Below are 23,951 nucleotides of genomic sequence, written 5' to 3' on the forward strand. Positions count from 1 at the left end.
TTTGTATGCGTTTACCCCGACAACATTCGGTGATAGAAGGTATTTGTTTCGGGGCGCGGGGAACTGCGCGAGAAGCCCCCACCGGGCCGCAGACGAAGAACCGGCCGCGATATTCCCGATCGCAGGAAGAAACCATCGCCCCGCGCTGTGAGTCAGCCCACAGCAACCGTATGCATGCACATCGACAGGACGTGGCAGACTGGGCGTGTACCAGAAGCAGCGCACTCCGGGGTCGGTGAAAGTCCGAACCGGCGGTTACAGTCCGCGACCCGGTCACGTCCAGTGGCCGGTTGACCAGGTGAAATTCCTGGACCGACGGTTAAAGTCCGGATGGGAGGCAGTGCGCGGCGGGCGGGCACCACAGGTGCGCGTCGCCGGCTGTTTCACGGGTCCCGCACGGGACCGGTGTCGAACACGGCGTCGCCGTTCCCGGTGTCGCTGTCCGTACGTTCTGTCGTCGTCGTACGACAGTGCCCCGGAGTCCAGGCCCCAAGAGGGAGGACCCGGGAAGTGTTCACCGGAATCGTCGAAGAGCTGGGCGAGATCGCCGCCGTCGAGACGCTCGACGACGCCTGTCGCTTCCGTGTCCGCGGCCCCGTCGTCACCGAAGGCGCCCAGCACGGAGACTCCATCGCCGTCAACGGCGTGTGCCTCACCGTGGTCGAGCACGGCGACGACGCGTTCACGGCCGACGTCATGGCCGAGACCCTCAAGCGCTCCAGCCTCGGCGCCCTCGCCGTCGGCTCGCGCGTCAACCTCGAACGCCCGATGGTGGCCGACGGCCGCTTCGGCGGACACATCGTGCAGGGGCACGTCGACGGGGTCGGCACGGTCCTCGAACGCACCCCCTCCGAGCACTGGGAGATCGTCAAGGTCTCGCTCCCCGCGGAGCTGTCCCGCTACGTCGTCGAGAAGGGCTCGATCACGGTCGACGGCGTCAGCCTCACCGTCGTCGAGGCGGCCGACGACTACTTCACCATCAGCCTCATCCCCACCACGCTCGCCCTGACCACGCTCGGCATCAAGCAGCCCGGCGACCCGGTCAACCTCGAGGTCGACGTCATCGCCAAGTACGTCGAGCGGATGCTCGGCGCCCGCCAGGACCACCAGGGGGGCACCAAGTGAACTGGCTCAACACCGAGGCGTTCACGGCGTTCGGCCAGCACATCCTGTGGTCCGACATGATCGGCAACACCTTCGGCCTGATCGCGCTCGCGCTCGGCTGGAAGCGCTCCATATGGACCTGGCCCGTGCAGTTCGTCTCCGGCCTGATCCTCTTCGGCGCCTTCGCCGGACACCTGACCGGCAGCGCCGGCAAGCAGGTCGTCGTCATGGTCGTGGCCGCCATGGGCTGGGCCGCCTGGGTCCGCGGCCGCAAGCAGGCGCAGGACGGCACCATCGCCGTGCGCTTCGCCACCTGGAAGGAGCGCGGTCTGATGGTCCTCGCCGGCGCCGCCGGCACCGTGGCCGTTGCACTGCTCTTCAAGGCTTACCCGAGCCTGTCGTGGGACCCTTGGCCGGACGCATACATCTTCGTCGGCACCGTCGTCGCCATGTACGCCCAGGCGCGCGGCATGGTCGAGTTCTGGTTCGCCTGGCTGCTGGTCGACGCCGTCGGCGTCCCGCTCAACTTCGCCAACGGCTACGCCTTCTCGGGCTTCGTCTACGTCATCTACGGCGCGCTCGTCCTGTGGGGCATGCGCGACTGGTGGCTGCGGTCCCGCGCGGCCGCCGCCCCCGCTCTGGAAGGAGCGCACGCATGAGCACGGCACCCCACCTGTACGAGGTCTCCCAGGACGCCGACCTCTCCCTCGACCCGGTCGAGATGGCGATCCGCGACATCGCGGCGGGCCGCCCCGTCGTGGTCGTCGACGACGAGGACCGGGAGAACGAGGGCGACCTGATCGTCGCCGCCGAGAAGATCACGCCCGAGATCGTCGCCTTCATGATGAGCGAGTGCCGCGGCCTGATCTGCGCCCCCATGGAGGGCCCCGAACTGGACCGGCTCGACCTGCCGCAGATGGTCGGTGACAACACCGAGTCGATGCAGACCGCCTTCACGGTCTCCGTCGACGCCTCCGGCGCGCACGGCGTCACCACCGGCATCTCGGCCGCCGACCGCGCCACCACCCTCCGGCTCCTGGCCTCCGGCACGGCGCGGTCCGGCGACTTCGTCCGGCCCGGCCACATCTTCCCGCTGCGCGCCAAGGAGGGCGGGGTCCTCGTCCGCAACGGCCACACCGAGGCCGCCGTCGACCTGGCCCGGCTCGCGGGCCTGCGCCCGGCCGGCGCCATCGTCGAGATCGCCGGCGAGGACGGCGTCATGCTGCGGCTGCCCGAGCTGATCCCGTTCGCCCGCAAGCACGGCCTGACGATCATCTCCATCGAGGACCTGATCGCGTACCGCAGGAGCGCCGAGCCCACCGTCAAGCGCGAGGCGACCGTCCAGCTCCCCACCGCCTTCGGCGAGTTCACCGCGTACGGCTACCGCTCCACCGTCGACGGCGTCGAGCACGTCGCCCTCGTCCACGGCGAGGTCGGTGACGGCGACGACATCCTCGTGCGGATCCACTCCGAGTGCCTGACCGGCGACATCTTCCACTCGCTGCGCTGCGACTGCGGCCCCCAGCTGGAGGAGTCCATGCGCCGCGTCGTCGAGGCGGGCCGCGGTGTCGTCGTCTACCTGCGCGGCCACGAAGGGCGAGGCATCGGCCTGCTGTCCAAGCTGCGCGCCTACGAACTCCAGGAGCAGGGCCGCGACACCCTCGACGCCAACCTGGAGCTCGGCCTGCCCGCCGACGCCCGCGACTACGCGGCCGGTGCCCAGATCCTCGACGACCTCGGGGTGCGCAGCCTGCGGCTGATGACCAACAACCCCGACAAGACCGAGGCCCTGACCCGGCACGGCCTGAAGGTCACCGCCCGCGAGCCGATGCCCGTCACGGCCGGCGAGCACAACCTCCGCTACCTGCGCACCAAGCGGGACCGGATGGGCCACGACCTGCCCTGGCTGGACGCGCCCCGCACGTCCGCCTGCAACAACCAGTAACCCCCTCTTCCATCCACTGATCTACGTACAACCGATCGACGTACACACGAGGAGAAGCGCGTGAGCGGCAAGGGTGCACCCGAACTGAGCGTGGAGAACTGCGGCGACCTGCGGGTGGCCGTCATCGCCGCCCAGTGGCACGAGAAGGTCATGGACGGCCTGGTCGACGGCGCCCTGCGGGCGCTGAACGAGCTGGGCATCAGCGAGCCGACCGTGCTGCGCGTCCCCGGCAGCTTCGAGCTGCCGGTCGTCGCCAAGCGGCTCGCGGACCGCGGCTACGACGCGATCGTCGCGCTCGGCGTCGTCATCCGCGGCGGCACCCCGCACTTCGAGTACGTGTGCCAGGGCGTCACCCAGGGCCTGACCCAGGTCTCCGTCGACACCGGCGTCCCCGTCGGCTTCGGCGTGCTGACCGTCGACACCGAGGAGCAGGCCCTGGACCGGGCGGGCATCGAGGGCTCCAACGAGGACAAGGGGCACGAGGCCGTCACCGCCGCCGTCGCCACCGCGACCACGCTGCGGACCATCGCCGAGCCCTGGCGCTAGGGGCCGGGGAGAGCCGCGTAAAGTAGGCAGCACCATGTCCAATAAGACGTTCGAGGAGCTCTTCACCGAGCTCCAGCAGAAGGCCGCCACCGGCGACCCCGCCACTTCCCGCACCGCTGAGCTGGTCGGCAAGGGTGTCCATGCCATCGGCAAGAAGGTCGTCGAGGAGGCCGCCGAAGTCTGGATGGCCGCCGAGTACGAGGGCAAGGACGCCGCCGCCGAGGAGATCTCGCAGCTGCTCTACCACGTCCAGGTGATGATGGTCGCCCGCGGCATCTCCCTCGACGACGTGTACGCCCACCTCTGAGCCACCGCCTCAGCCGTTCGTTCAACTCCCTGATCACGCAAAGGAATCCCGCCTCATGCTGCGCATCGCCGTCCCCAACAAGGGTTCACTGTCCGGACCTGCGTCGGCGATGCTGCATGAGGCCGGATACCGCCAGCGCAAGGAGTCCAAGGAACTCGTCACGGTCGACCCGGACAACGAGGTGGAGTTCTTCTACCTCCGCCCCAAGGACATCGCGATCTACGTGTCCTCCGGCAAGCTCGACATCGGCATCACCGGACAGGACCTGCTGATCGACTCCGGCGCCGACGCGGAGACCATCCTGCCGCTCGGCTTCGCCCGCTCCACCTTCCGCTTCGCCTCCCGGCCCGGCGCGGTCAAGGACCTCGCCGGCCTCGCGGGCAAGACGATCGCGACCTCGTACGAGGGCATCGTCGGCAAGTACCTCGCCGACCACGGCGTCGACGCGTCCGTCGTCCACCTCGACGGCGCGGTCGAGACCGCCATCGAGCTCGGCGTCGCCGAGGCCATCGCCGACGTCGTCGAGACCGGCACCTCGCTGCGCAACGCGGGCCTGGAGGTCTTCGGCGACCCGATCATGAAGTCCGAGGCGTGCGTCATCCGCCGCACCGGCGCCGACACCGACAACACCAAGGCGCAGCAGTTCCTGCGCCGCCTGCAGGGCGTTCTCGTCGCGCGGACGTACGTGATGATGGACTACGACTGCCGCGCCGAGCACCTGGAGCGGGCCGTCGCCCTCACCCCCGGCCTGGAGTCGCCGACCGTCTCGCCGCTGCACAACGAGGGCTGGGTCGCCGTGCGCGCCATGGTCCCCGCCAAGGACGCGCAGCGGATCATGGACGACCTGTACGCCCTGGGCGCGCGGGCCATCCTGACGACGGCCATCCACGCCTGCCGCCTCTGAGGACACCGAGACCACCATGCCGGAAGCCCTGCCCAGCCTGCCCGTCACCTTCAGGCCGGGGCGCACCCGCGTGATCCTGCACACGCTCGGCGCCGCCTCCTTCGTCACGATCACCGTCGTCGCGCTCATCCTCAACGGGATGAGCCCGGCGGAGAAGACCAGCTTCGTCTTCACGGCGGCGCTGTTCTGGGGCGTCCTCGGCCTGCTGGCCCGCCCCAAGGTGGTCGCCGACGGCGAGGGCGTCACCGTCGTCAACATCGCGCGCAGCCGCCGCCTGTCGTGGGCGGAGATCGTGCAGGTCAACCTGCGCCCCGGCGATCCGTGGGTGTTCCTCAACCTCACCGACGGCACCAGCATGGCCGCCATGGGCATCCAGCCCGGCCTGGCGAGGAAGACGGCGATCCGCGACGCGAAGTCCCTGCGCGCCCTGACCGACCAGGCCCACGCACGACCCCAGAACTGACTCGGGCGCCCGGCCCCTGACGCCCTGCCCCCCTACTGATTAATCTGTTGGCAGGGCGTGCGCCGAGAGCCGCCCCGCCCCGGCCCGACCGTCCGGGGTTCCTGCTAACCGAGGAGTGACTCCCTCCAGCGATGGACGGATCGTCCGGTAGTACCTGCGCCGCCCCCTCCCGACATAGCGCGACCCGCTCGCGTACGTCCTCGGAGGCGGCGGCATGACCATCCCGTTGCTGCTTCTCGCGGCCGCTTTTCTTCTCATCCTCGCCAACGGCTTCTTCGTGGCGGCCGAATTCGGCCTCGTCACCGTGGAACGCCCCGACGCCGAACAGGCCGCGGCCGCGGGCGACAAGCGCGCCCGCACCGTCGTGAGCTCCCTGAAGGAACTCTCCTTCCAGCTCTCCGGCACCCAGCTCGGCATCACCATCACCTCCCTGGTCGTCGGCATGCTCGCCGAGCCGGCCCTCGCCGAGCTGCTGCGCGGCCCGTTCACCGCCGTCGGCGTGCCCGAGGGCGCGGTCGGCGGAGTGTCCGTCGTCGTCGGCATGCTGCTGGCCTCGGCCGTGCAGATGGTGATCGGCGAACTCGTGCCCAAGAACTGGGCGGTGTCGAAGCCGCTCCAGGTGGCCCGCTTCGTGGCCGGCCCGCAGTCGGTCTTCGCCCGGCTGTTCCGCCCGGTCATCGCCCTGCTCAACACCGTCGCCAACCGGCTCGTCCGGGCGCTCGGCGTGGAACCCGCCGACGAACTGGCGTCCGCCCGCACCCCGGGCGAACTGGTGTCGCTGGCCCGCCACTCCGCGCAGGCCGGCGCCCTGGAGCAGGACACCGCCGACCTGTTCGTGCGCACCCTCTCGCTCGGCGAGCTGACCGCCCAGCACGTCATGACGCCGCGGGTGAAGGTCAGCGCGCTCCAGGCCTCCGCGACCGCCTCGGACGTGGTCAACCTGACCCGCGCCACCGGCCTGTCCCGCTTCCCCGTCTACCGGGAGCGGATCGACGAGGTCATCGGCGTCGTCCACCTCAAGGACGCCCTCGCCGTGCCCGCGCACGAACGCCTGCGCACCCCGGTGAGCCGGATCGCCCAGGCCCCGCTGCTGATCCCCGAGACGCTCCCGGTCCAGCCGCTCCTCGCCCAGCTGCGCAGCGAGCAGCCGATGGCCGTGGTCGTCGACGAGTACGGCGGCACCGCCGGGGTCGTCACCCTGGAGGACATCGTGGAGGAGCTCGTCGGCGAGGTCCGCGACGAGCACGACGGTCTCGACCTCCCCGAGCTGGCCACCGCGCCGCCGGAGGACGGCCGCCCCGCCTGGGACGCCGACGGCGGATGCCGCGTCGACATCCTGCGCCGCATAGGCCTCGACGTCCCCGAAGGCCCCTACGAGACGGTGGCAGGACTCGTCGCCGACCTCCTCGGCCGCATCCCGGCCCCCGGCGACAAGGCCGAACTCCCGGGCTGGAAGCTCTCCGTCCGCCAGGTCGACCACTACCGTGCCGAGCGGGTCCGCATCGTCCGCACCGCGGACACCGCGCGGACCGCAGTCCTGGAGGCGGCCCGATGAGCGCCCTGCAACTCTTCTTCGCCGCCCTCCTGGTCCTGGCCAACGGCTTCTTCGTCGGAGCCGAGTTCGCCCTGGTGTCGGTCCGCCGCAGCCAGATCGAACCCATCCCCGGCAACCGCGCCCGCCAGGTCCTGTACGGGCTCGAACACCTGCCGCAGATGATGGCGGCGGCCCAGTTCGGCATCACCGTCTGCTCGCTGACCCTCGGCGCGGTCGCCGAGCCGACCGTCGCGAAGCTCCTGGAACCGCTCTTCGAGGCGATCCACCTGCCGCACGGCGTCATCCACCCGCTGGGCTACGTCATCGCGCTCGCCGCGGTGGTCTTCTTCCACCTCGTCATCGGCGAGATGGTCCCGAAGAACCTGGCGATGGCGGCGCCCGAGAAGACCGCGCTGTGGTTCAGCCCGGGTCTCGTCGCCTTCGCCCGCCTGTGCAGGCCGATCACGCTGGCGCTCGGCGCCTGCGCCCGGCTGATCCTCAAGCTCTTCCGGGTCGAGCCCAAGGACGAGGTCGAGGCGGTGTTCACCAGCGAGCAGCTCAACCGCCTCGTGGAGGACTCCGGGCAGGCCGGCCTCCTCGACCCCGAGGAGCAGGAACGCCTGGAGGACGCCCTGGAACTGGGCTCGCGCCCGGTCATGGACGTGCTGCTGCCCAAGGCGTCGCTGGTGACGGTCGGCCCGTCGGTCACCCCGGCGGAGGTCATCTCCCTCACCGCCCGCACCGGCTACTCCCGCTTCCCGATCTGCGCGGACACCGGTGCGTTCATGGGCTACCTGCACGTGAAGGACGTCCTCGACCTGATCGAGGGCCCCGACACCGACCGGGCCGTCCCGCAGCACGTCTGGCGTCCCATGACGACCCTGCGCGCGGAGCTGCCGCTGGACGACGCGCTCACGGTGATGCGCCGCGCGGCGACCCACCTGGCGCAGGTCGCGGACGCCTCGGGGCGGGTCCTGGGGCTCGTCGCGCTGGAGGACGTCCTGGAACTCCTGGTCGGCGAGGTCAGGGACCCGGCCCACCGGGACGAGCCGGTGGTCCCGCCGGCCCGCGCCCGGCAGGGCGTACCGGCCTGACCCTCGTGCGGGACGCGTCCTCGGGCGCGTCCCGCACGCACGCCGTCACAGACCGCCCGGTCCCCGCCCCGACAGCACCTCGCCGTACGCCTGCATGAGATCCGGCAGCCGCAGCGTGGCCAGATCGTCCCGGGACGGCTCCATCAGATAGCCGGTCAGCCGCAGATCGCGGTAGGCGCACGACTTCTCGTACAGGGTCCGCAGGAACCGTCCGTTGCCCAGTTCGTCGATCCACCCCTGGTCGACCACGTGCCCGGCGATGGAGCGCAGCTCGTCCAGGGCCTCCTCGTCCCACACGTCCCCGTTCTCGGCCGCCAGCACCTCGCCGATCGAGGTCAGCTCCAGGGGCCGGTACGAGGGGAAGTCGACCCGGGTCGTGAAGCGCGAGGACAGTCCCGGGTTGGCGGCGAGCAGCCGGTCCATGCCCTCCGGGTATCCGGCGAGGATCACCACGAGATGGTCGCGGTTGTCCTCCGCGCGCTTCAGCAGCACCTGGAGGGCCTCGTCGCCGTACGCGTCGCCCTTGCCGTACCCCGAGTTCGACAGCGCGTACGCCTCGTCGACGAAGAGCACCCCGCCCATGGCCGAGTCGATCAGTTCGTTCGCCTTGACGGCCGTCTGGCCCAGGTACTCGCCGACCAGGTCGGCCCGCTGCGCCTCCACCAGATGGTCGCCGCCGAGCAGCCCGAGCGCGTAGAACACCCGGCCGAGAATCCGGGCGACCGTGGTCTTGCCGGTGCCCGAGGGGCCGGAGAAGACGAAGTGCCGCTTGGGCGGCTGCACCGGCAGGCCCTGCCCGGCGCGCAGCCGCGCCATGTTCAACTGCGCCGACAACGCCTTGACCTGCCGCTTGACCGGTTCCAGGCCGACCATCGACTCCAGCTCCGCGAGGGCCTCGTCGAGCAGTGTCGGATCCGCGGGACCGGGCGGCAGCGGCGCCGCCGTCACCGGCACCACCGCCTTCTCCCTGACGATGTCGGCCTCGTCGTCGGCGCCGCCGCCCGGCGGCGGCAGATCGGGCTCGGACACCTTCAGGTCGCGGCCGTCACTGGCGAACAGCGGATCGACGGACTCCCCGCCGTCCAGGCCGTCCTGAAATCCCGTCAGGGACATCGGGGCCAGATCGGTGCCGTCCGTGAAGTCCGTGTACCCGTCCCCCTCGGTGATCGCCGCGAGCCGCGCCGCGGTGTCCATGAACGCGGGGTCGACCCGGTGCACGGCCCGGTACAGCGGCAGCGCGGCCGCCGAACGACCGGTGCCCTCGTGGGCGCGCGCCAGCCAGTACCGCAGCTCCTTGCGCTGCGGCTGCTCGCTGCGGCAGCGCATCAGCGCCGAGGAGAGCAGCGGCTCGGCCTGGCCGTACATGTCGAGGCGCACCCGCGCCATCCCGCCGAAGAGCCCCGCCTCGATCCCGAGCATCGGATCGTCCACCAGCGGGTCCGTGTGCCGGACCAACTGCTCCCAGTCCTTGACCAGATAGGACCGGCACGCGTGCAGGAACCGCACCTGCCGGTCCGCGTCCACCGGCGGCAGCGTGGCCAACGCCCGGTCCAGGTCCGGGACATGACGGCCGTCCAGCCAGTGCGAGGCGTGCGCGAGCAGCAGATCGCGCGGATGCTCGAGCACCGGCTGTACCCACCAGCCCAGCCAGTACCAGGAGTTGAGGGTGCGCCGGTGCCGGGTGCGCTGCTCCCCGAACCGCTCGCGGTGGCGGAACATCCGCAGCAGCGCCGTCGTCGTGTCGATGCGCAGGGCGTGCAGCCCGAGCCAGCCGTCCGCCATTCCCGGATCCAGCCGCACGGCGGCCCGGAACTCCTCCTCCGCCTGTGGATACGCGCCCATCGTGTAGGCGTCGACGCCCCGCAGCCACGCGAGGTCGGCCGGGCCCGTCGGTGGTGCCCCAGTGCCGAAGCTCATCACGTCCCCCACACGCCGTGCCCCCGATGAACCTGATCCGCCCTTAACCAAGCTGTCATGGACGGGAGTTGTCGCGATGCGGACAGCGAGCCGTCCAGAGGCCGCACCGAGAGGCATCGTACCTGCGGGCACAGGGTGGGCCGAAGGGCGCAACGGGGTCGGATCGGTGCGACAGTGGGGGATTCGGTGCAGGTGAGCGCGGTACCGCAGGGTGACTCTGGGTGAACGAAGAGGGCCGCGGAGCGCCGGTGAAGGGGCATTGCGGGCAGAACGAAGCCCCCGATCACGGGGGAACAACCGGGGGCTTCGCGACTGCGGGCGGTCCCTAGGGGCCGCACATTCAGAACGTAAGTCCTGTACGGCCCCTGGGTCAAGCCGAGTTGAGGCACTCGCCGAAACTGGCGGAAGGCGCTTTCCGACCGTTCAGCGCACCGCTGGCGGACCCTCACGGTGAGTGACGGAGTGACGAGTCTGCGTGGTCCCAGCAGGGCCTTCGCGCATCTCGTACCCCTCGGGGCACTCTCTTACCAATTTCTTGGCGAACGGCCGCGACGGGTCCTGTGCGAAATGCTTCCGCTCCGCTGGAATCCAGCCGTCCCAGAATTCTCGCTGGGCCGCTCCGTCCCGTGCGCGTCCCCGCCCCCATGCCGCCTCACGCGGCAGATCCATCCACAGCAGCTCCGCGAGGAACGGCCGCACCTCCCGCCGCCCGGCCCCCACACCCTCGACGAGGATCACCTCGGCGGGCGGCAGCAGCCCGGCCCCGTCGAAGCGCCGGGTGTTCCAGTCGTACGTCTCGTAGCGCGCGGCCCCGCCGCGGGACAGCGGCTCGACGACCTGGGTGCGCAGCCGCCCGGTCCAGTCGAAGAGGGCGTCATGGCTCGCGAGGTCGTCGAGGTGCAGCACGGGCGCGTCGCCGAGCGCCCGCGCGAGCCGGCCGGCGAAGGTCGACTTGCCGGATCCGGCGTGTCCGTCGACGCCGACGAGCCGGACCGGACCGCAGGAGGGCGGCAGCCGGCGCAGCCGTTCGGCGTACGGGGCGAGGGGCACGTGCTGATAGTCCACGCCCGCAAGGGTATGTCCCGCGAGGATCGGTTTCGTCGACGCCACCGCAGGTCATGCCAGTGGTGAAGACCAATATTGGTCGCGCGGAGCACCCCCGAAACGCTGGTGGAAATCCCGCTCCGGGAGCCATAGTTGGCGCACTGTTCCACCCGGAGCACATCCCGCGCGCCCGTCCCGTCCGCCCGAACCGTCGACAGGGGGATCCTCCCGATGACCCGCCCCGACCAGCCGACCGCATCGACTCCGTCCCGCAGAACCGTGCTGGCGGCGGCCGCGGGCGTCGCGCTCGCCGCGACCACGGCCACCACCGCGCACGCCTCGGCCCCCGCACACCAGAAGGCCCCCGTCCGACTCGTGGACAACCGCACCTGGACGACGCACACCGACTGGCGCTCCGGTACCGGCCACGGCATCCGTGCCCTCGCCGGGCCCCGGACCGGCGTCACCCTCGCCAGGGCCGCCGGCACGATGAGCTACACCGATCCGCACCTGAACCGGACGGCCGACTGGGAGTACGCGACCTGGACCTCGCCCGTCCACGCGCTCGCCGTGCCCGCCACCGAGGTCATCGCCTCCTGGAACGCGCACACTCCGGCGGGCACCTGGATCCAGGTCGAGCTGCGGGGCACGTACACCGACGGCACCCTCACCCCCTGGTACGTCATGGGCCGCTGGACGGCGGGGGACGACGAGAAGGTCGACATCCGCCGCACCTCGGTGGACGACCAGAGCGACGGCCGCTCCAGCATCTGGACCGACACCTTCTCCATCGACGACGCGGCGTCCGGCCTGCGCCTTCCCTCCTACAGTCTGCGCCTGACCCTGCTGCGTACTCCCGGCACCAAGACCGCGCCCACCGTCTGGCGGCTCGGCGCGATGGGCTCGGACGTGCCCGACCGCTTCACCGTCCCGGCCTCCGTGCCCGGCTTCGCCGGCGAGCTGGCCGTGCCGCGCTACTCGCAGGACGTGCACGCCGGCCAGTACCCCGAGTACGACGGCGGCGGCGAGGCGTGGTGCAGCCCCACCTCCTCGCAGATGATCATCGAGTCCTGGGGCCGGAAGCCGAGCGCCGGGCAGCTGGCCTGGGTCGACCCGTCCTACGCCGACCCGCAGGTCTGCCTCGCGGCCCGCTCCACGTACGACTACCAGTACGAGGGCTGCGGGAACTGGCCGTTCAACGCCGCGTACGCGGCCACGTACAAGGATCTCCAGGGCGTCGTCACCCGGCTCGGCTCGCTCACCGATCTGGAGACGCTGATCGCGGCCGGCATCCCGGCCATAACGTCGCAGTCGTTCCTGAAGACCGAGCTGACCGGCGCCGGATACGGCACCTCCGGGCACCTGATGACGGTCATCGGCTTCACCGCCGACGGCGACGTGATCGCCAACGACCCGGCCTCCAAGGACGACCCGGCGGTCCGCCGCGTCTACCAGCGCCGTGAGTGGGAGAACATCTGGCTGCGCACGAAGCGGTACAACGCCTCCGGCGGTGTCTCCTCCGGCACCGGCGGCGTCTGCTACCTCTACTTCCCGGCGCACCCCACGCCCGCGCAGCGGCGCGCGCTGGCCAAGGTGGGCGTCCGCTAGGGCGCGCCCCGGGCGTGTGTCGAAGGTCTCGGTCGCAACCGGTTCACCCGATGGCATGGTGGAGAGGGCGCCGGAGGGGAGTCGGGCGCCCTCGGGGGGAGTACCTGCCCCGATCAGGCCCCTGATCACGAGCCGAGCGAGACGCCCATGACCGCCAGTTCCGCCACCGTCGCCCCCACCACCCGCGCCCGCACCGGTGGCCCCCAGGACGGGCCCAAGATCCTCGAGCACGTCCTGGGGTGGACCTTCGTCGTGGTGGTGGCGATGCTCGTCACCCAGCTCGGCTGGATGTGACGCTCCCGCCACCCGGCGTGAGGTGATCCGCGTCACCGCCGGTCCGCGAGGTGCCATACTGCGAAATCCGCAGGAGTCGGACACCAGGGCCGGAATTGAAGAACAGTGAACAGCGGGTGCGCGGCACCGACCGCTCCGCCACGCGCCGCGCCGAACTCATCGCCATCGGGCGGAAGTTGTTCGCCGACACGTCCTACGACGCTCTGTCGATGGACGACATCGCCCGGCACGCCGGGGTCGCCAAGGGGCTGATCTACTACTACTTCACGTCCAAGCGCGGCTACTACCTCGCGATCATCGAGGACTCCGTCGGCGACCTCGTCGACCGGGCGAGCAGCGCCGGCGATCTGGCCCCGGTCGACCGCGTCCACCGCACCGTCGACGGCTATCTGCGCTACGCCGAGCACCACCAGGCCGCCTACCGCACGATCATCACGGGCGGGGTCGGCTTCGACGCCGAGGTGCAGGCCCTGCGCAACGGGGTGCGCGAGGAGATGATCGCGACCATCGCCCGGGGCGCCTACGGCAAGCCCGACGTGCCGGAGCTGGCCCGGCTCGCCCTGCTCGGCTGGCTGTGCGGCGTCGAGGGCGTCACGCTGGAGTGGATCGGCCGCCGGGAGGTCGAACGGGACACGGTGCGGGCCCTGTTGGTGCGCACCCTCGTCGAAACCCTGCGGGTGATCGCGGAGTTCGAGCCCGATTGTCCGGCCACCGTGACCACGACGGCGTGAGGGGCGGGGCCGGAATCCGGCCCCGCCCCTCACGCCGTTCCCGCGCGGCTAGTCGATCGCCTTGATCAGCTCGCCGTCCGACGTGTCACCGGACAGCTCCCAGACGAAGGTGCCGCCCAGGCCCTGCTGGTTCTTGTAGTCCATCTTCCCCGCGATGGTCTGCGGGGTGTCGTAGCTCCACCAGTCCGAGCCGCAGTGCGCGTACGCGGTGCCGCCGACCGTGCCCGTCGCGGGGCACTTGGTCTTCAGCTCCTTGTAGTCGTCGATGCCCGGCTCGTACTTGCCGGCCGCGGGACCCGTCGCCGTGCCGCCGGGGGCGTCCTGGGTGACGCCGGTCCAGCCACGCCCGTAGAAGCCGATGCCGAGCAGCAGCTTGGAGGCCGGGACGCCCTTCGCCGTGAGCTTGTCGATGGTGGCCGAGGAGTTCCAGCTCTCCTTCGGGATCCCGTCGTACTTGGTCAGCGGCGAGTGCGGGGCCGTCGGACCCTGCGCGTCCCAGGCGCCGAAGTAGTCGTACGTCATCGGGTTGTACCAGTCGACGTACTGGGCGGCGCCCGCGTAGTCGGTGGCGTCCAGCTTGCCGCCGTCCTCGGCGTCGGCCGCGATGGCCGAGGTGATCAGATAGTCGCTGCCGAACTTCGAACGCAGCGCCGCCATCAGGTTCTTGTACGCGTCGGGACCGCTGGTGTCACAGGTCAGGCCGCAGGCGTTCGGGTACTCCCAGTCGATGTCGATGCCGTCGAAGACATCGGCCCACTTGGAGTTCTCGACGAGGTCGTAGCAGGACTGGGCGAACGCGGCCGGGTCCTTCGCCGCCTCGCCGAACCCGCCGGACCAGGTCCAGCCGCCGAACGACCAGAGGATCTTGAGGTTCGGGTGCAACTTCTTCAGCTTGAGCAGCTGGTTGAAGTTGCCGCGCAGCGGCTGGTCCCAGGTGTCGGCGACCCCGTCCACGGCCTGGTCGGCGGTGTACGCCTTGTCGGTCGCGGCGTACGAGTCGCCCATGGCGCACTTGCCGCCCTGGACGTTGCCGAAGGCGTAGTTGATGTGCGTCAGCTTGTCGGCGGAGCCGGACGTCTCGATGTTCTTGACGTGGTAGTTCCGGTCGTAGACACCCCATTCGGTGAAGTATCCGACGACCTTCGAACCGGCCGCCGTCGTACCGGAGCCGGTCTCCGTCTGGGCCGTCGCGCTGCCCGCGGAGGCGAGCAGTCCGGCGCCGAGGACGGCGCCCGACACGGCGAGGGCCAGCGCCTTGAGGCGCATGCGGGGGAGGTGCGGTCTGAGCATCTTGTCTCCTCGTGGGGGAGGGGAACACGCGGGATGTGGGGGATTCCGTGCTGGACCTGCGGACGGAACAGTAGGAGGACTAGACCAGTGGGGTCAATGGTCCGGACCAATCTCCCCACTTCCCGCACACGCCCGGGAAGCCCGCGAAAAACTTGGAGTAAGCGGTCGTTAACTAGTGACGCGAGGCCCCGGATCGGGAATACTCAACACGCCGCAGCCGCTGGTCAGCCGCTTCCGAGACCCGGAAGGGCAGCATCGGTTCGGTAGTGACCGACCGGTGGCGCCGCCTCACCCCGTGGCCCACCGCAGCGCCCGCCAGGGAGGAGAGCGTCGCCATGCCGGAGCCAGGAGTCGAGCGTCAGCTGCCGACGGACGAAGCTCAGGACCTGATGCAGCTGGTCCGTGACATCGCGCAGCGGGAGATCGCCCCGCGCGCGGCCGAGGAGGAGGACGCCGGCCGCTTCCCGCGCGAGACGTTCGCGCTGCTGTCCTCGTCCGGACTGCTCGGACTGCCCTACGACGCCGAGTTCGGCGGCGGCGATCAGCCCTACGAGGTGTACCTCCAGGCTCTGGAGGAGCTGGCGGCCGCGCGCCTGACGGTCGGGCTCGGCGTCAGCGTCCACTCGCTGGCCTGCCACGCGCTGGCCAACTTCGGCACGAAGCAGCAGCGCTCCGAGCATCTGCCCGGCATGCTCGGCGGCGGGCTGCTCGGCGCGTACTGCCTCTCCGAGCCCTCGTCCGGCTCCGACGCCGCCTCCCTGCGGACGAAGGCGGTGCGCGACGGCGACGACTGGGTGCTGACCGGCACGAAGGCCTGGATCACCCACGGCGGGGTCGCGGACTTCTACACGGTGCTCGCCCGCACCGGCGGCGAGGGCGCCCGCGGCATCACGGCGTTCCTGGTGCCCGGCGACGCGCCCGGACTGAGCGCCGCCGTCCCCGAGAAGAAGATGGGCATGAAGGGCTCGCCCACCGCGCAGGTCCACTTCGACGGAGTGCGGATCGGCGACGCCCGGCGGATCGGGGACGAGGGGCAGGGCTTCCAGATCGCCCTGTCCGCGCTCGACTCCGGCCGGCTCGGCATCGCGGCCTGCGCGATCGGCGTGGCGCAGGCGGCGCTGGACGAGGCGGTGTCGTACGCGAAGGGCCGGTCCCAGTTCGGCCACCCCATCGCCGACTTCCAGGGCCTGCGCTTCATGCTCGCCGACATGGCCACGCAGATCGAGGCGGGCCGCGCCCTGTACCTGTCGGCGGCCCGGCTGCGGGACGCGGGCCGGCCGTTCTCCAAGCAGGCGGCCATGGCGAAGCTGCTGTGCACCGACGCGGCGATGAAGGTCACCACGGACGCGGTGCAGGTCCTCGGCGGATACGGCTACACGGCGGACTTCCCGGTCGAGCGCCTGATGCGCGAGGCCAAGGTGCTGCAGATCGTCGAGGGCACCAATCAGATCCAGCGCATGGTCATCGCCCGTCACCTCGCGGGACCTGAATCCCGCTGAACTGCCCGCTGCGCACGGTGGGCGCCACCAGGCGCACCCACTCGGGGTCGGGCCGGCCCGGCAGCGTCCTGCCGCGGTCGGCCCAGCTCGCGATCAGGGCCCGGTAGATGGGCGGGTCCGGGTGAGCCGGGTGCGGCGGGTTCGCCACGGGGGCCGCCGCGACCCGCTGATGGGCGTGCGGCGGAGCGGGACGCGGAGGTTGCGGGGCGGCGTGTGAAAACTGCGCCGGGTGCGTCGCATGTGACATCTGTGTCTGGTGGGTCTGATGTGCCGGGTGGGGCTGAGGTGCCTGCTGTTGCTGATGATGAACCGATTCTGCGGCAACAGGGACGAGGATGCGCCTGCGTCGTCCGGTGGGTGCAGAGGCCGGGATCTCCGTCGGGGTCATGCCAGATCAACGTTCGGGCGACGGGTCAGGTCACGTGTTGACGGTATCGAGCGTCCGTTCGCGGCATAACCGCGTGCCGGGAGCGGCTGTCGCACGTCTTCTCAGCCGCGTGGAGCTGACGTACCGTCAACTTCGCCGCCGGGCAGGCCGTACCCCTCCGGGCGACGTCAACCGGTCCGCACGCAGGGAGGATGCCCGTGACCGACGACGAACGTCCCGTGCCTCTCGACGAGTACCCCGTCCACCAGGTCCCGCTGTCGATGAAGCACGTGGCGACCGGCGACCGCAACGCCTACGACCGCTGCATCTTCCATCTCGTCGACCCCGAGGGGCACTTCCTGCTCATCCTCGGCCTCGGCGTCTATCCCAACCTCGGCGTCGTCGACGCCTACGCCACGCTCCGCGCCGGTGACACCCTGCACGCCGTCCGCGCCTCCGACGCGCTGGACGAGGCGGACCGGATGCGGATGGAGGTCGGCCCGCTGCGCATCCGGGTCGAGCGCCCGCTCGAGGAGTTCGTCCTCACCTGCGCCGCCGACCCGGACGACCCGGACGGACTCTCGTACGAGATGACCTGGAAGGCCGCCTTCCCGGCGCTGTTTGAGCCGCACCACCTCCAGCGCAGGGGCGGACGGCTGACGCTGGAGGGCAAGCGGTTCGTGCAGGCGGGCCGGGTCGACGGACGGCTGCGCATCGGCGGCCGCGAGATCGAGGTACGCGACTGGACCGGCACCCGCGACCGCAGCTGGGGTGTCCGTCCGGTGCCCGGCGAGGAGGGCGGACGGCTCGCCCAGGACCATCCCACCGAGGGCTTCCACTGGATCTGGGCGCCGGTCCGCTTCGACGACCGTTTCCTCATGGTCGTCACCCAGGAGGACGCCGACGGGTACCGCACCCTCACGGACGCCACCCTCGTCCAGGAGGGGCACCGCGACCGCCAACTCGGCTGGCCCCGGACCGACATCAGCTACCGTCCCGGCACCCGCCACCCCGAGAGCGCGGTCGTCCACCTCACCGATCCGGCCACCCGCAAGCCCCTCGAACTCGGCGTGGAGATCCTCACCTCCTCGCCCCTCGCGCTCGGCGCCGGATATCCGCCCGCCGACGACTGGCAGCACGGCACCTGGCAGGGCCCCGGCTGGACCGACCGGCGCGACTACGACCTCTCCGACCCGTCCGCGCACCCCCTGGCCGCGTACGGGGTGACCGACCACGCGGCCCGCTTCACCCTCGACGGACAGGTCGGCCACGGCATCTTCGAGCACGGCAGCTTCGGCCGGCACGACCCGAGCGGCTTCACCGGCTTCGACTCGGTGGCCCCGGGCCGTCCGTAACCCACCCACAGCCAGAGGGAGTTCGACGATGGCGACAGCGCCGCGCCCGCGCACCTCCACCCGCGAACCCGAAGAGCTCGCCCGCCGCCTCACCGTGTGGCTCGGCGGCAGACTTCCCGGTGCCGAGGCGGTGAACGTCTCCGTCCCCGAGTCCAACGGCATGTCCAGCGAGACGCTCCTCTTCGACATCGACCACCCCGAACCCCCGGTGCGCGCCTGCGCGTTGCGTCTCGCGGCCGACCCGTCCGCGTACACGGTCTTCCCGGTGTACGACATGCCGCGTCAGTACCGCACGATGCGGCTCGCCGCCGACCGCGCCGGGATCCCGGTGCCGCGCGTGCTGTGGCTGGAGGAGGACCCGGGCCCGCTCGGAGCGCCCTTCTTCGTCATGGAACGAGTCGCCGGGAGAGTGCCGCCCGACGTGATGCCGTACACGTACGAGGGCAACTGGCTGCACGCGGCGACGGATGCCGAGCGCGCCCGTCTCGAAGAGGCGAGCGTCGGCGTCATCGCCCGGCTGCACGACGGCGTGCCCGCGACCGACGCGGAGTTCCTGGCGCTGCCCGGCGCGGGCAGCCCGCTGCGCCGCCATGTCACCGCCCAACGGGCCTACTACGCCTGGGTGGTGGCCGGTCTCGCCCCCTCACCGCTGATCGAGCGCGCCTTCGACCGTCTCGAGGAGCTGTGGCCGCGCGAGGAGGGCGCCGCGGTCCTCAACTGGGGGGACGCCCGGATCGGCAACATCATCTACGACGGCTTCGAACCGGCCGCCGTGCTCGACTGGGAGATGGCGGCACTCGCCCCGCGCGAGGTCGACCTCGGCTGGACCGTCTATCTGCACCGCTTCTTCCAGGACCTCACCGTGAGCTTCGGCCAGCCGGGGCTGCCCGCGTTCCTGCGTCGCGACCGGATCGAGGAGAGCTATGCGCGCCGCACCGGCCACACCCCGCGCGACATGGACTTCTACACGCTCTACGCCGCCCTGCGGCACGCGGTGGTGATGCTCAGGGTCGCCTACCGGCAGGCCCACTTCGGCGAGGTCGCCGTGCCCGCGGATCCGGACACACTGATCCTGCACCACGACAGTCTGCGCGCCATGGTGCAGGGCAGTTACTGGTGAGACCCCGAGCGGGTCAGGCGGCGCTGCTGCGCTGCCGGGGCACCCGGATCGGGCGCGAACCGGGCCCGCCGACGTGCGAGAACGGCTGAGTGCGCCAGTCGAGTCCCTGAGGGAGCGTCAACAGCAGCGCGGTGTCCTGCTCCTGAGTACCCGTCGTCTCGTCGGCGGGGCGCGCGTCGGCGGCCGCACGGCCGGTGCCCGCGCACACGGAGAGGCCGAACGGGTTCCAGGGGGAGACCACGTGGGCGTGCTCGGGCAGCTCGTCCTCGTCCGCGAGGAGGGCGATGGGCTGGGCGCAGTCCGGGCAGATCACCCGGTACATCTCGAACGTGTCGTACGCGTCGAGCTCGTCGCCGACGCCTTCGTCGAAGCCGGGTTCGACACCCTCCGGCTGGGGCTCGACGACCGCCTGCTTGCGGTTGCCGCGCACGGCAGCGCGTCCGGGACGCTTCACACTCTGCATGGGATTCTCCCCCTCGGGTGGGCCGGCCGCGGATGTCCATGGGTCGCGGCCTCGGCCACAGCAAGCACTTCCCGCCCCGTGCGCGAGGTAACCGCGCGATGCCTCAGGACACGGTCCGAATGGTGTGGCCTTCGTCACATGCCGATTGCGCGTGCCGGTGACGCGGTAGACGAGAGGGCCTTCGCGGTACCGGGAGGATCAAGGGACGGGTAGGTTCGTCGCCATGGAGGAGCTCGACCGACAGATTGTGCAGCTGCTCGTCAAGGACGGGCGGATGAGCTACACCGACCTGGGCAAGGCCACGGGCCTGTCCACGTCAGCGGTGCACCAGCGGGTGCGCCGGCTCGAACAGCGCGGAGTGATCCGCGGCTACGCGGCGGTCGTCGACCCCGAGGCGGTCGGGCTGCCGATGACGGCGTTCATCTCGGTGAAGCCGTTCGACCCGAGCGCCCCCGACGACATCGCCGAACGCCTCGCGGGCGTACCGGAGATCGAGGCCTGCCACAGCGTGGCCGGCGACGAGAACTACATCCTGAAGGTCCGTGTGGAGACCCCGCACGAACTGGAGAACCTCCTGGCCCGGGTCCGCTCCCTCGCCGGAGTCTCGACCCGCACGACGGTCGTCCTCTCGACCCCGTACGAGTCCCGCCCGCCCCGCATCTAGTCGCTGCCCCGCTTCGGCAACGGCACCCCGGGACCGGAGCACCCCGCGCGACACGGGAAACTGTTCCCCATGAGCACGCCCCCCAGCACCCGCACCGTCCTCCTGCGCCGCGGCGAGGTCCACAGCCCCGCCGACCCCTTCGCGACCGCCATGGTCGTGGAGGCCGGCCATGTCGCCTGGGTCGGTTCGGAAGGCGCGGCGGACGCGTTCGCGGACGGCGTGGACGAGACCGTCGACCTCGATGGCGCCCTGGTCACCCCGGCGTTCACCGACGCCCACGTGCACACCACGTCGACCGGTCTCGCCCTCACCGGGCTCGACCTCACCGCCGCACGCTCCCGCGCCGAAGCCCTCGCCCTCGTCCGGGACCACGCCGCGGCCCGCCCCACCGACCGGGTCCTGCTCGGTCACGGCTGGGACGCCGCCCGCTGGCCGGACCGCCTCCCGCCCACCCGCGCGGAACTCGACGAGGCGACCGGCGGCCGTCCCGTCTATCTCACCCGCATCGACGTGCACTCCGCCGTCGTGAGCACGGCCCTGCTCGACCTCGTCCCCGGCATCACCGACCGCGCCGGATACGACCCCGAGGGCCCCCTCACCCGCGACGCCCACCACGCCGTACGCGCCGCGGCCCTCGCCGCGGTCGGCCCCCAGCAGCGCACCGAGGCCCAGCGCGCCGCGCTCCGGCACGCCGCCTCGCTCGGCATCGGCTCGGTGCACGAGTGCGGCGGCCCCGACATCTCCTCCGAGGACGACTTCACCGGCCTGCTCGACCTCGCCCGGTCCGAGCCCGGACCGCGCGTCGCCGGCTACTGGGCCGACCGGGACATCGAGCGGGTCCGGAGCCTGGGCGCGCTCGGCGCCGCCGGTGACCTCTTCGTGGACGGCGCCCTCGGCTCGCACACGGCGTGCCTGCACGAGCCCTACGCCGACGCCGCCCACAGCGGCACCGCCTACCTCACGGCGGACGACGTCGCCGCCCATGTGGTGGCCTGCACGGAGGCGGGCCTCCAGGCCGGTTTCCACGCCATCGGCGACGCCGCCTGCACCGCCGTGGTCGACGGGATGCGCGCGGCCGCCGAGAAGGTCGGCCTCGCGCGCGTGCGCGCCGCACGACACCGTGTCGAGCACGCCGAGATGCTCACCCCCGAAACCGTCGCCGCCTTCGCCGAATTCGGCCTCACCGCGTCCGTGCAGCCCGCCTTCGACGCCCTGTGGGGCGGCACCGACGGCATGTACGCCGACCGCCTCGGCGCCGAGCGGGCCCGCACCCTCAACCCGTACGCGGCCCTGCTGAAGGCCGGTGTCCCGCTCGCCTTCGGCTCGGACAGCCCGGTCACCCCGCTGGACCCGTGGGGCACCATCCGCGCCGCCGCCTTCCACCGCACCCCCGAGCACCGCGTCTCCGTGCGGGCCGCGTTCACCGCCCACACCCGCGGCGGCTGGCGCGCCGTCGGCCGCGACGACGCGGGCGTCCTCGTCCCGGGCGCCCCCGCCGACTACGCCGTCTGGCGCACCGACGAGCTGGTCGTGCAGGCCCCGGACGACCGGGTGGCCCGCTGGTCGACCGACCCGCGCTCGGGCACCCCGGGCCTGCCGGACCTGACCCCCGGTGCCGCGCTCCCGGTCTGTCTGCGGACCGTCGTGTTCGGACAGACGGTCTTCGTACGGCCGGACGAGTGAGATACCGGGGCGGCGTGCGTCCGATCGCGGGCCCGCGCCGTCCCGTACGACCTGCGCATCCTCCGCCCTGACCAGGGGCCTTGTCGAAGACCCCCAGGTCAAACGGCTGTTGACAGAACGCGGCGGGGGACGGGTAGGTTCGGCCGGGTCCACCACCTTGCAGGCACGACCGGGGAAGTCCACGCAGTCGTCGAACGCAGCTGGGTCAGGGGGTGGTGTGCCGCACCGGCGCACCGCCACTGGGAGCCAGGCCCAGCGCCCGCGCCACGGGGCGCTGGAACGTTCCGGCCGGTCGAGCCAGGTGCGACCCGGGTGGGGCCCGGGCGTTCAGTAGACAACGGCTTTAGGTCGACCCGCAGCCAGCGGGCCCCAGGTCGGCCCGAAGGACGCCCGGCCCCGATCCGCAGTTCTCCCGCACCCGCCCCTGGGGCGCCGGGTCGGCGTGATCATTCCTGCTCGCTATGGTGGTCCCCTGGTGAACGGAAGTTTTAAGGGGAAGCTGTGAGCGACGGCGGTGGGCGGAAGTTCGGCCCTCTGGGTACGGCCTTGGTGATCATTCCGACCTTCAACGAGGCGGAGAACATCACGTCCATCGTGGGCCGCGTCCGGGCGGCGGTGCCCGCGGCGCACGTCCTGGTCGCCGACGACAACAGCCCGGACGGCACCGGCAAGCTGTCCGACGAGCTGGCCGCCGACGACGACCAGGTGCACGTCCTGCACCGCACCGGCAAGGAGGGCCTGGGCGCCGCCTATCTGGCCGGCTTCGCCTGGGGCATCGAGCACGACTACGGCGTGCTGATCGAGATGGACGCCGACGGCTCGCACCAACCCGAGGAACTGCCCCGGCTGCTCACCGCGCTCAAGGGCGCCGACCTCGTGCTCGGCTCGCGCTGGGTGCCGGGCGGCCGGGTCGTGAACTGGCCCAAGTCCCGCGAGTTCCTCTCCCGCGGCGGCTCCACGTACTCGCGCCTGCTGCTCGACGTCCCGATCCGCGACGTCACCGGCGGCTTCCGCGCCTTCCGCCGCGAGACCCTCGAAGGCCTCGGCCTCGACGAGGTCGCCTCGCAGGGCTACTGCTTCCAGGTCGACCTGGCCCGCCGCGCCATCAAGGCCGGCTACCACGTGGTCGAGGTGCCGATCACCTTCGTCGAGCGCGAGCTGGGCGACTCCAAGATGAGCAAGGACATCGTCGTGGAGGCGCTCTGGCGGGTCACCACGTGGGGTGTGGGGGAGCGGGTCGGCAAGGTGCTCGGGCGCGGCCCCGACACCCGCTGAGCCCCTCCTGACCGGGCACTTCTGATCCTCCGCTTACGCCACTCGGACGCGCCGGCGGGCACACTGGGGGCATGACCACTGGTACTCCGCCCCGCAAGCCCACGGGAGCCCGGCGCTCCCGTGCCCGTACGCTCCTGCCGATCGGCGTCGCCGCGTGGGTGGTCCTGGAGATCTGGCTGGGGACCGTGGTGGCGCAGGCGATCGGCGGATTCCCGTACTTCCTGGTGTTGGTCGCCGGCTTCGTGCTGGGCGCCGTCGTGGTCAAGGCAGCGGGCCGCCGCGCCTTCCAGAGCCTGAACGAGACGCTCCGGCGCCAGCAGCAGGGCGTCGTGGAGGCGGGGGAGCAGCGCAAGCCGGGCAACGGGCTGCTGCTGCTCGCCGGCCTCCTGCTGATGATCCCCGGACTGATCACCGACGCCTTCGGCCTGCTGCTCCTCCTCCCGCCGCTGCGCACGGCCCTGAGCCGCTACACGGAGCGGACGCTGGAGAAGAGGATGAGCGCGGCGCCCCCGGGCACGCTGGGGAACGCGTTCCAGCAGGCGCGCATGCACCAGCCCGGCTCCACGGTCATCCAGGGCGAGGTCGTCCACGAGGACGAGTACCCGGGCCCGCGCCGGGACGACGCCGACCCGCGCCCGCCGATCATGCCCTGACCGGCCGCGCGTCGCCGAGTCGGTGTCCCCCGGGGTGGCAATGATCGGTTCTGCGCCCATACTCGGGGGATGACCGAAGCCGCCACGCCCG

The 23,951-nt window shown here is 71.5% G+C and carries 23 protein-coding genes and 1 riboswitch; of the genes, 19 read left to right on the forward strand and 4 right to left on the reverse strand.

The window, feature by feature from the left end; all coding sequences use genetic code 11:
• Window positions 1-217: 217 nt before the first annotated feature.
• Window positions 218-348: riboswitch (FMN riboswitch) on the forward strand.
• Between the two features lie 162 nt (window positions 349-510).
• From ABT127_RS38435 to ABT127_RS38475, 9 genes are all read left to right on the forward strand, one after another.
• Window positions 511-1,125, forward strand: a complete 615-nt coding sequence (locus ABT127_RS38435; RefSeq protein WP_351460949.1) for a riboflavin synthase — start codon at window positions 511-513, stop codon at window positions 1,123-1,125.
• Window positions 1,122-1,763: a nicotinamide mononucleotide transporter family protein gene (locus ABT127_RS38440; RefSeq protein WP_351460952.1), complete on the forward strand. Its 642-nt coding sequence runs from the start codon at window positions 1,122-1,124 to the stop codon at window positions 1,761-1,763. The genes ABT127_RS38435 and ABT127_RS38440 overlap by 4 nt, the downstream gene beginning before the upstream one ends.
• Complete coding sequence (locus ABT127_RS38445) at window positions 1,760-3,049, forward strand: bifunctional 3,4-dihydroxy-2-butanone-4-phosphate synthase/GTP cyclohydrolase II (protein WP_351460955.1); 1,290 nt, start codon at window positions 1,760-1,762, stop codon at window positions 3,047-3,049. The genes ABT127_RS38440 and ABT127_RS38445 overlap by 4 nt, the downstream gene beginning before the upstream one ends.
• 60 nt (window positions 3,050-3,109) lie before the next feature.
• Entirely contained in the window at window positions 3,110-3,595 is a 486-nt protein-coding gene (gene ribH, locus ABT127_RS38450; protein WP_351460958.1) for a 6,7-dimethyl-8-ribityllumazine synthase, read from the forward strand.
• A 34-nt stretch (window positions 3,596-3,629) separates the two neighbouring features.
• Window positions 3,630-3,902 (forward strand): phosphoribosyl-ATP diphosphatase, encoded by a 273-nt coding sequence (locus ABT127_RS38455; RefSeq protein WP_111665608.1) that lies wholly within the window; start codon window positions 3,630-3,632, stop codon window positions 3,900-3,902.
• A gap of 55 nt (window positions 3,903-3,957) precedes the next feature.
• Entirely contained in the window at window positions 3,958-4,806 is an 849-nt protein-coding gene (gene hisG, locus ABT127_RS38460) for an ATP phosphoribosyltransferase (protein ID WP_351460961.1), read from the forward strand.
• A gap of 16 nt (window positions 4,807-4,822) precedes the next feature.
• Complete coding sequence (locus tag ABT127_RS38465; RefSeq protein ID WP_351460964.1) at window positions 4,823-5,269, forward strand: PH domain-containing protein; 447 nt, start codon at window positions 4,823-4,825, stop codon at window positions 5,267-5,269.
• Window positions 5,270-5,483: 214 nt separating this feature from the next.
• Window positions 5,484-6,824 carry a hemolysin family protein gene (locus ABT127_RS38470; RefSeq protein ID WP_351460967.1) on the forward strand — a complete coding sequence of 447 codons (1,341 nt, stop codon included), beginning with the start codon at window positions 5,484-5,486 and terminating at the stop codon, window positions 6,822-6,824.
• A complete protein-coding gene (locus tag ABT127_RS38475) occupies window positions 6,821-7,897 on the forward strand; it encodes a hemolysin family protein (protein ID WP_351460970.1) in 1,077 nt (358 codons plus the stop codon). Before ABT127_RS38470 ends, ABT127_RS38475 begins: the two co-directional genes overlap by 4 nt.
• A 45-nt stretch (window positions 7,898-7,942) precedes the next feature.
• Here the strand turns inward: ABT127_RS38475 and ABT127_RS38480 are convergent, their stop codons facing one another.
• Together ABT127_RS38480 and ABT127_RS38485 are read right to left on the reverse strand one after the other, a co-directional pair.
• Window positions 7,943-9,814, reverse strand: a complete 1,872-nt coding sequence (locus ABT127_RS38480; RefSeq protein ID WP_351460973.1) for an AAA family ATPase — start codon at window positions 9,812-9,814, stop codon at window positions 7,943-7,945.
• 423 nt (window positions 9,815-10,237) lie between these two features.
• Window positions 10,238-10,879: a uridine kinase family protein gene (locus tag ABT127_RS38485; protein ID WP_351460976.1), complete on the reverse strand. Its 642-nt coding sequence runs from the start codon at window positions 10,877-10,879 to the stop codon at window positions 10,238-10,240.
• Between the two features lie 210 nt (window positions 10,880-11,089).
• Between ABT127_RS38485 and ABT127_RS38490 the strand changes: the two genes are divergently transcribed.
• The 3 genes from ABT127_RS38490 to ABT127_RS38500 all read left to right on the forward strand — a co-directional run bounded on the left by ABT127_RS38490 (window position 11,090) and on the right by ABT127_RS38500 (window position 13,491).
• A complete protein-coding gene (locus tag ABT127_RS38490) occupies window positions 11,090-12,466 on the forward strand; it encodes a C39 family peptidase (protein WP_351460979.1) in 1,377 nt (458 codons plus the stop codon).
• A gap of 147 nt (window positions 12,467-12,613) precedes the next feature.
• On the forward strand, window positions 12,614-12,760 hold the full coding sequence (locus ABT127_RS38495) for an SCO1431 family membrane protein (protein WP_351460982.1): 147 nt from the start codon (window positions 12,614-12,616) through the stop codon (window positions 12,758-12,760).
• Between the two features lie 95 nt (window positions 12,761-12,855).
• On the forward strand, window positions 12,856-13,491 hold the full coding sequence (locus ABT127_RS38500) for a TetR/AcrR family transcriptional regulator (RefSeq protein ID WP_351460985.1): 636 nt from the start codon (window positions 12,856-12,858) through the stop codon (window positions 13,489-13,491).
• Window positions 13,492-13,539: 48 nt separating this feature from the next.
• On the opposite strand, the gene ABT127_RS38505 is transcribed toward ABT127_RS38500, so the two are convergent.
• Window positions 13,540-14,781 carry a glycoside hydrolase family 18 protein gene (locus ABT127_RS38505; RefSeq protein ID WP_351460988.1) on the reverse strand — a complete coding sequence of 414 codons (1,242 nt, stop codon included), beginning with the start codon at window positions 14,779-14,781 and terminating at the stop codon, window positions 13,540-13,542.
• Between the two features lie 335 nt (window positions 14,782-15,116).
• On the opposite strand from ABT127_RS38505, the gene ABT127_RS38510 reads away from it, so the two are divergent.
• From ABT127_RS38510 to ABT127_RS38520, 3 genes are all read left to right on the forward strand, one after another.
• Window positions 15,117-16,280, forward strand: coding sequence for an acyl-CoA dehydrogenase family protein (locus ABT127_RS38510; protein ID WP_351460991.1), 1,164 nt, complete (start codon window positions 15,117-15,119; stop codon window positions 16,278-16,280).
• A 579-nt stretch (window positions 16,281-16,859) separates the two neighbouring features.
• A complete protein-coding gene (locus ABT127_RS38515) occupies window positions 16,860-18,002 on the forward strand; it encodes an Rv3169 family protein (protein WP_351460994.1) in 1,143 nt (380 codons plus the stop codon).
• A gap of 28 nt (window positions 18,003-18,030) precedes the next feature.
• The gene (locus ABT127_RS38520; protein ID WP_351460997.1) at window positions 18,031-19,122 is read left to right on the forward strand and encodes a phosphotransferase family protein; all 1,092 of its coding nucleotides are present in this window, start codon (window positions 18,031-18,033) and stop codon (window positions 19,120-19,122) included.
• Window positions 19,123-19,135: 13 nt separating this feature from the next.
• On the opposite strand, the gene ABT127_RS38525 is transcribed toward ABT127_RS38520, so the two are convergent.
• On the reverse strand, window positions 19,136-19,585 hold the full coding sequence (locus tag ABT127_RS38525; RefSeq protein ID WP_351461000.1) for a hypothetical protein: 450 nt from the start codon (window positions 19,583-19,585) through the stop codon (window positions 19,136-19,138).
• A 223-nt stretch (window positions 19,586-19,808) separates the two neighbouring features.
• On the opposite strand from ABT127_RS38525, the gene ABT127_RS38530 reads away from it, so the two are divergent.
• The 4 genes from ABT127_RS38530 (at window position 19,809) to fxsA (ending at window position 23,860) form a co-directional block, all read left to right on the forward strand.
• Window positions 19,809-20,249 (forward strand): Lrp/AsnC family transcriptional regulator, encoded by a 441-nt coding sequence (locus ABT127_RS38530; protein ID WP_111665596.1) that lies wholly within the window; start codon window positions 19,809-19,811, stop codon window positions 20,247-20,249.
• A 69-nt stretch (window positions 20,250-20,318) separates the two neighbouring features.
• Window positions 20,319-21,932 carry an amidohydrolase gene (locus ABT127_RS38535; protein WP_351461005.1) on the forward strand — a complete coding sequence of 538 codons (1,614 nt, stop codon included), beginning with the start codon at window positions 20,319-20,321 and terminating at the stop codon, window positions 21,930-21,932.
• 501 nt (window positions 21,933-22,433) lie between these two features.
• The gene (locus ABT127_RS38540; protein ID WP_351461008.1) at window positions 22,434-23,207 is read left to right on the forward strand and encodes a polyprenol monophosphomannose synthase; all 774 of its coding nucleotides are present in this window, start codon (window positions 22,434-22,436) and stop codon (window positions 23,205-23,207) included.
• Between the two features lie 71 nt (window positions 23,208-23,278).
• Window positions 23,279-23,860, forward strand: coding sequence for an FxsA family membrane protein (gene fxsA / locus ABT127_RS38545; RefSeq protein ID WP_351461011.1), 582 nt, complete (start codon window positions 23,279-23,281; stop codon window positions 23,858-23,860).
• The last annotated feature ends 91 nt before the right edge of the window (window positions 23,861-23,951 follow it).

It is taken from the genome of Streptomyces sp. NPDC001904, assembly GCF_040297005.1.
Lineage (GTDB): Bacteria > Actinomycetota > Actinomycetes > Streptomycetales > Streptomycetaceae > Streptomyces.

Bases quoted from the DNA above. Each gene is read 5' to 3' on its own strand.
- ABT127_RS38445 (WP_351460955.1), top strand. From the start codon at position 1,760: ATGAGCACGGCACCCCACCTGTACGAGGTCTCCCAGGACGCCGACCTC.
- ABT127_RS38455 (WP_111665608.1), top strand. From the start codon at position 3,630: ATGTCCAATAAGACGTTCGAGGAGCTCTTCACCGAGCTCCAGCAGAAG.
- hisG (WP_351460961.1), top strand. From the start codon at position 3,958: ATGCTGCGCATCGCCGTCCCCAACAAGGGTTCACTGTCCGGACCTGCG.
- ABT127_RS38465 (WP_351460964.1), top strand. From the start codon at position 4,823: ATGCCGGAAGCCCTGCCCAGCCTGCCCGTCACCTTCAGGCCGGGGCGC.
- ABT127_RS38470 (WP_351460967.1), top strand. From the start codon at position 5,484: ATGACCATCCCGTTGCTGCTTCTCGCGGCCGCTTTTCTTCTCATCCTC.
- ABT127_RS38475 (WP_351460970.1), top strand. From the start codon at position 6,821: ATGAGCGCCCTGCAACTCTTCTTCGCCGCCCTCCTGGTCCTGGCCAAC.
- ABT127_RS38480 (WP_351460973.1), bottom strand. From the start codon at position 9,814: ATGAGCTTCGGCACTGGGGCACCACCGACGGGCCCGGCCGACCTCGCG.
- ABT127_RS38490 (WP_351460979.1), top strand. From the start codon at position 11,090: ATGACCCGCCCCGACCAGCCGACCGCATCGACTCCGTCCCGCAGAACC.
- ABT127_RS38495 (WP_351460982.1), top strand. From the start codon at position 12,614: ATGACCGCCAGTTCCGCCACCGTCGCCCCCACCACCCGCGCCCGCACC.
- ABT127_RS38505 (WP_351460988.1), bottom strand. From the start codon at position 14,781: ATGCTCAGACCGCACCTCCCCCGCATGCGCCTCAAGGCGCTGGCCCTC.
- ABT127_RS38510 (WP_351460991.1), top strand. From the start codon at position 15,117: ATGCCGGAGCCAGGAGTCGAGCGTCAGCTGCCGACGGACGAAGCTCAG.
- ABT127_RS38515 (WP_351460994.1), top strand. From the start codon at position 16,860: ATGCCCGTGACCGACGACGAACGTCCCGTGCCTCTCGACGAGTACCCC.
- ABT127_RS38520 (WP_351460997.1), top strand. From the start codon at position 18,031: ATGGCGACAGCGCCGCGCCCGCGCACCTCCACCCGCGAACCCGAAGAG.
- ABT127_RS38525 (WP_351461000.1), bottom strand. From the start codon at position 19,585: ATGCAGAGTGTGAAGCGTCCCGGACGCGCTGCCGTGCGCGGCAACCGC.
- ABT127_RS38530 (WP_111665596.1), top strand. From the start codon at position 19,809: ATGGAGGAGCTCGACCGACAGATTGTGCAGCTGCTCGTCAAGGACGGG.
- ABT127_RS38535 (WP_351461005.1), top strand. From the start codon at position 20,319: ATGAGCACGCCCCCCAGCACCCGCACCGTCCTCCTGCGCCGCGGCGAG.
- fxsA (WP_351461011.1), top strand. From the start codon at position 23,279: ATGACCACTGGTACTCCGCCCCGCAAGCCCACGGGAGCCCGGCGCTCC.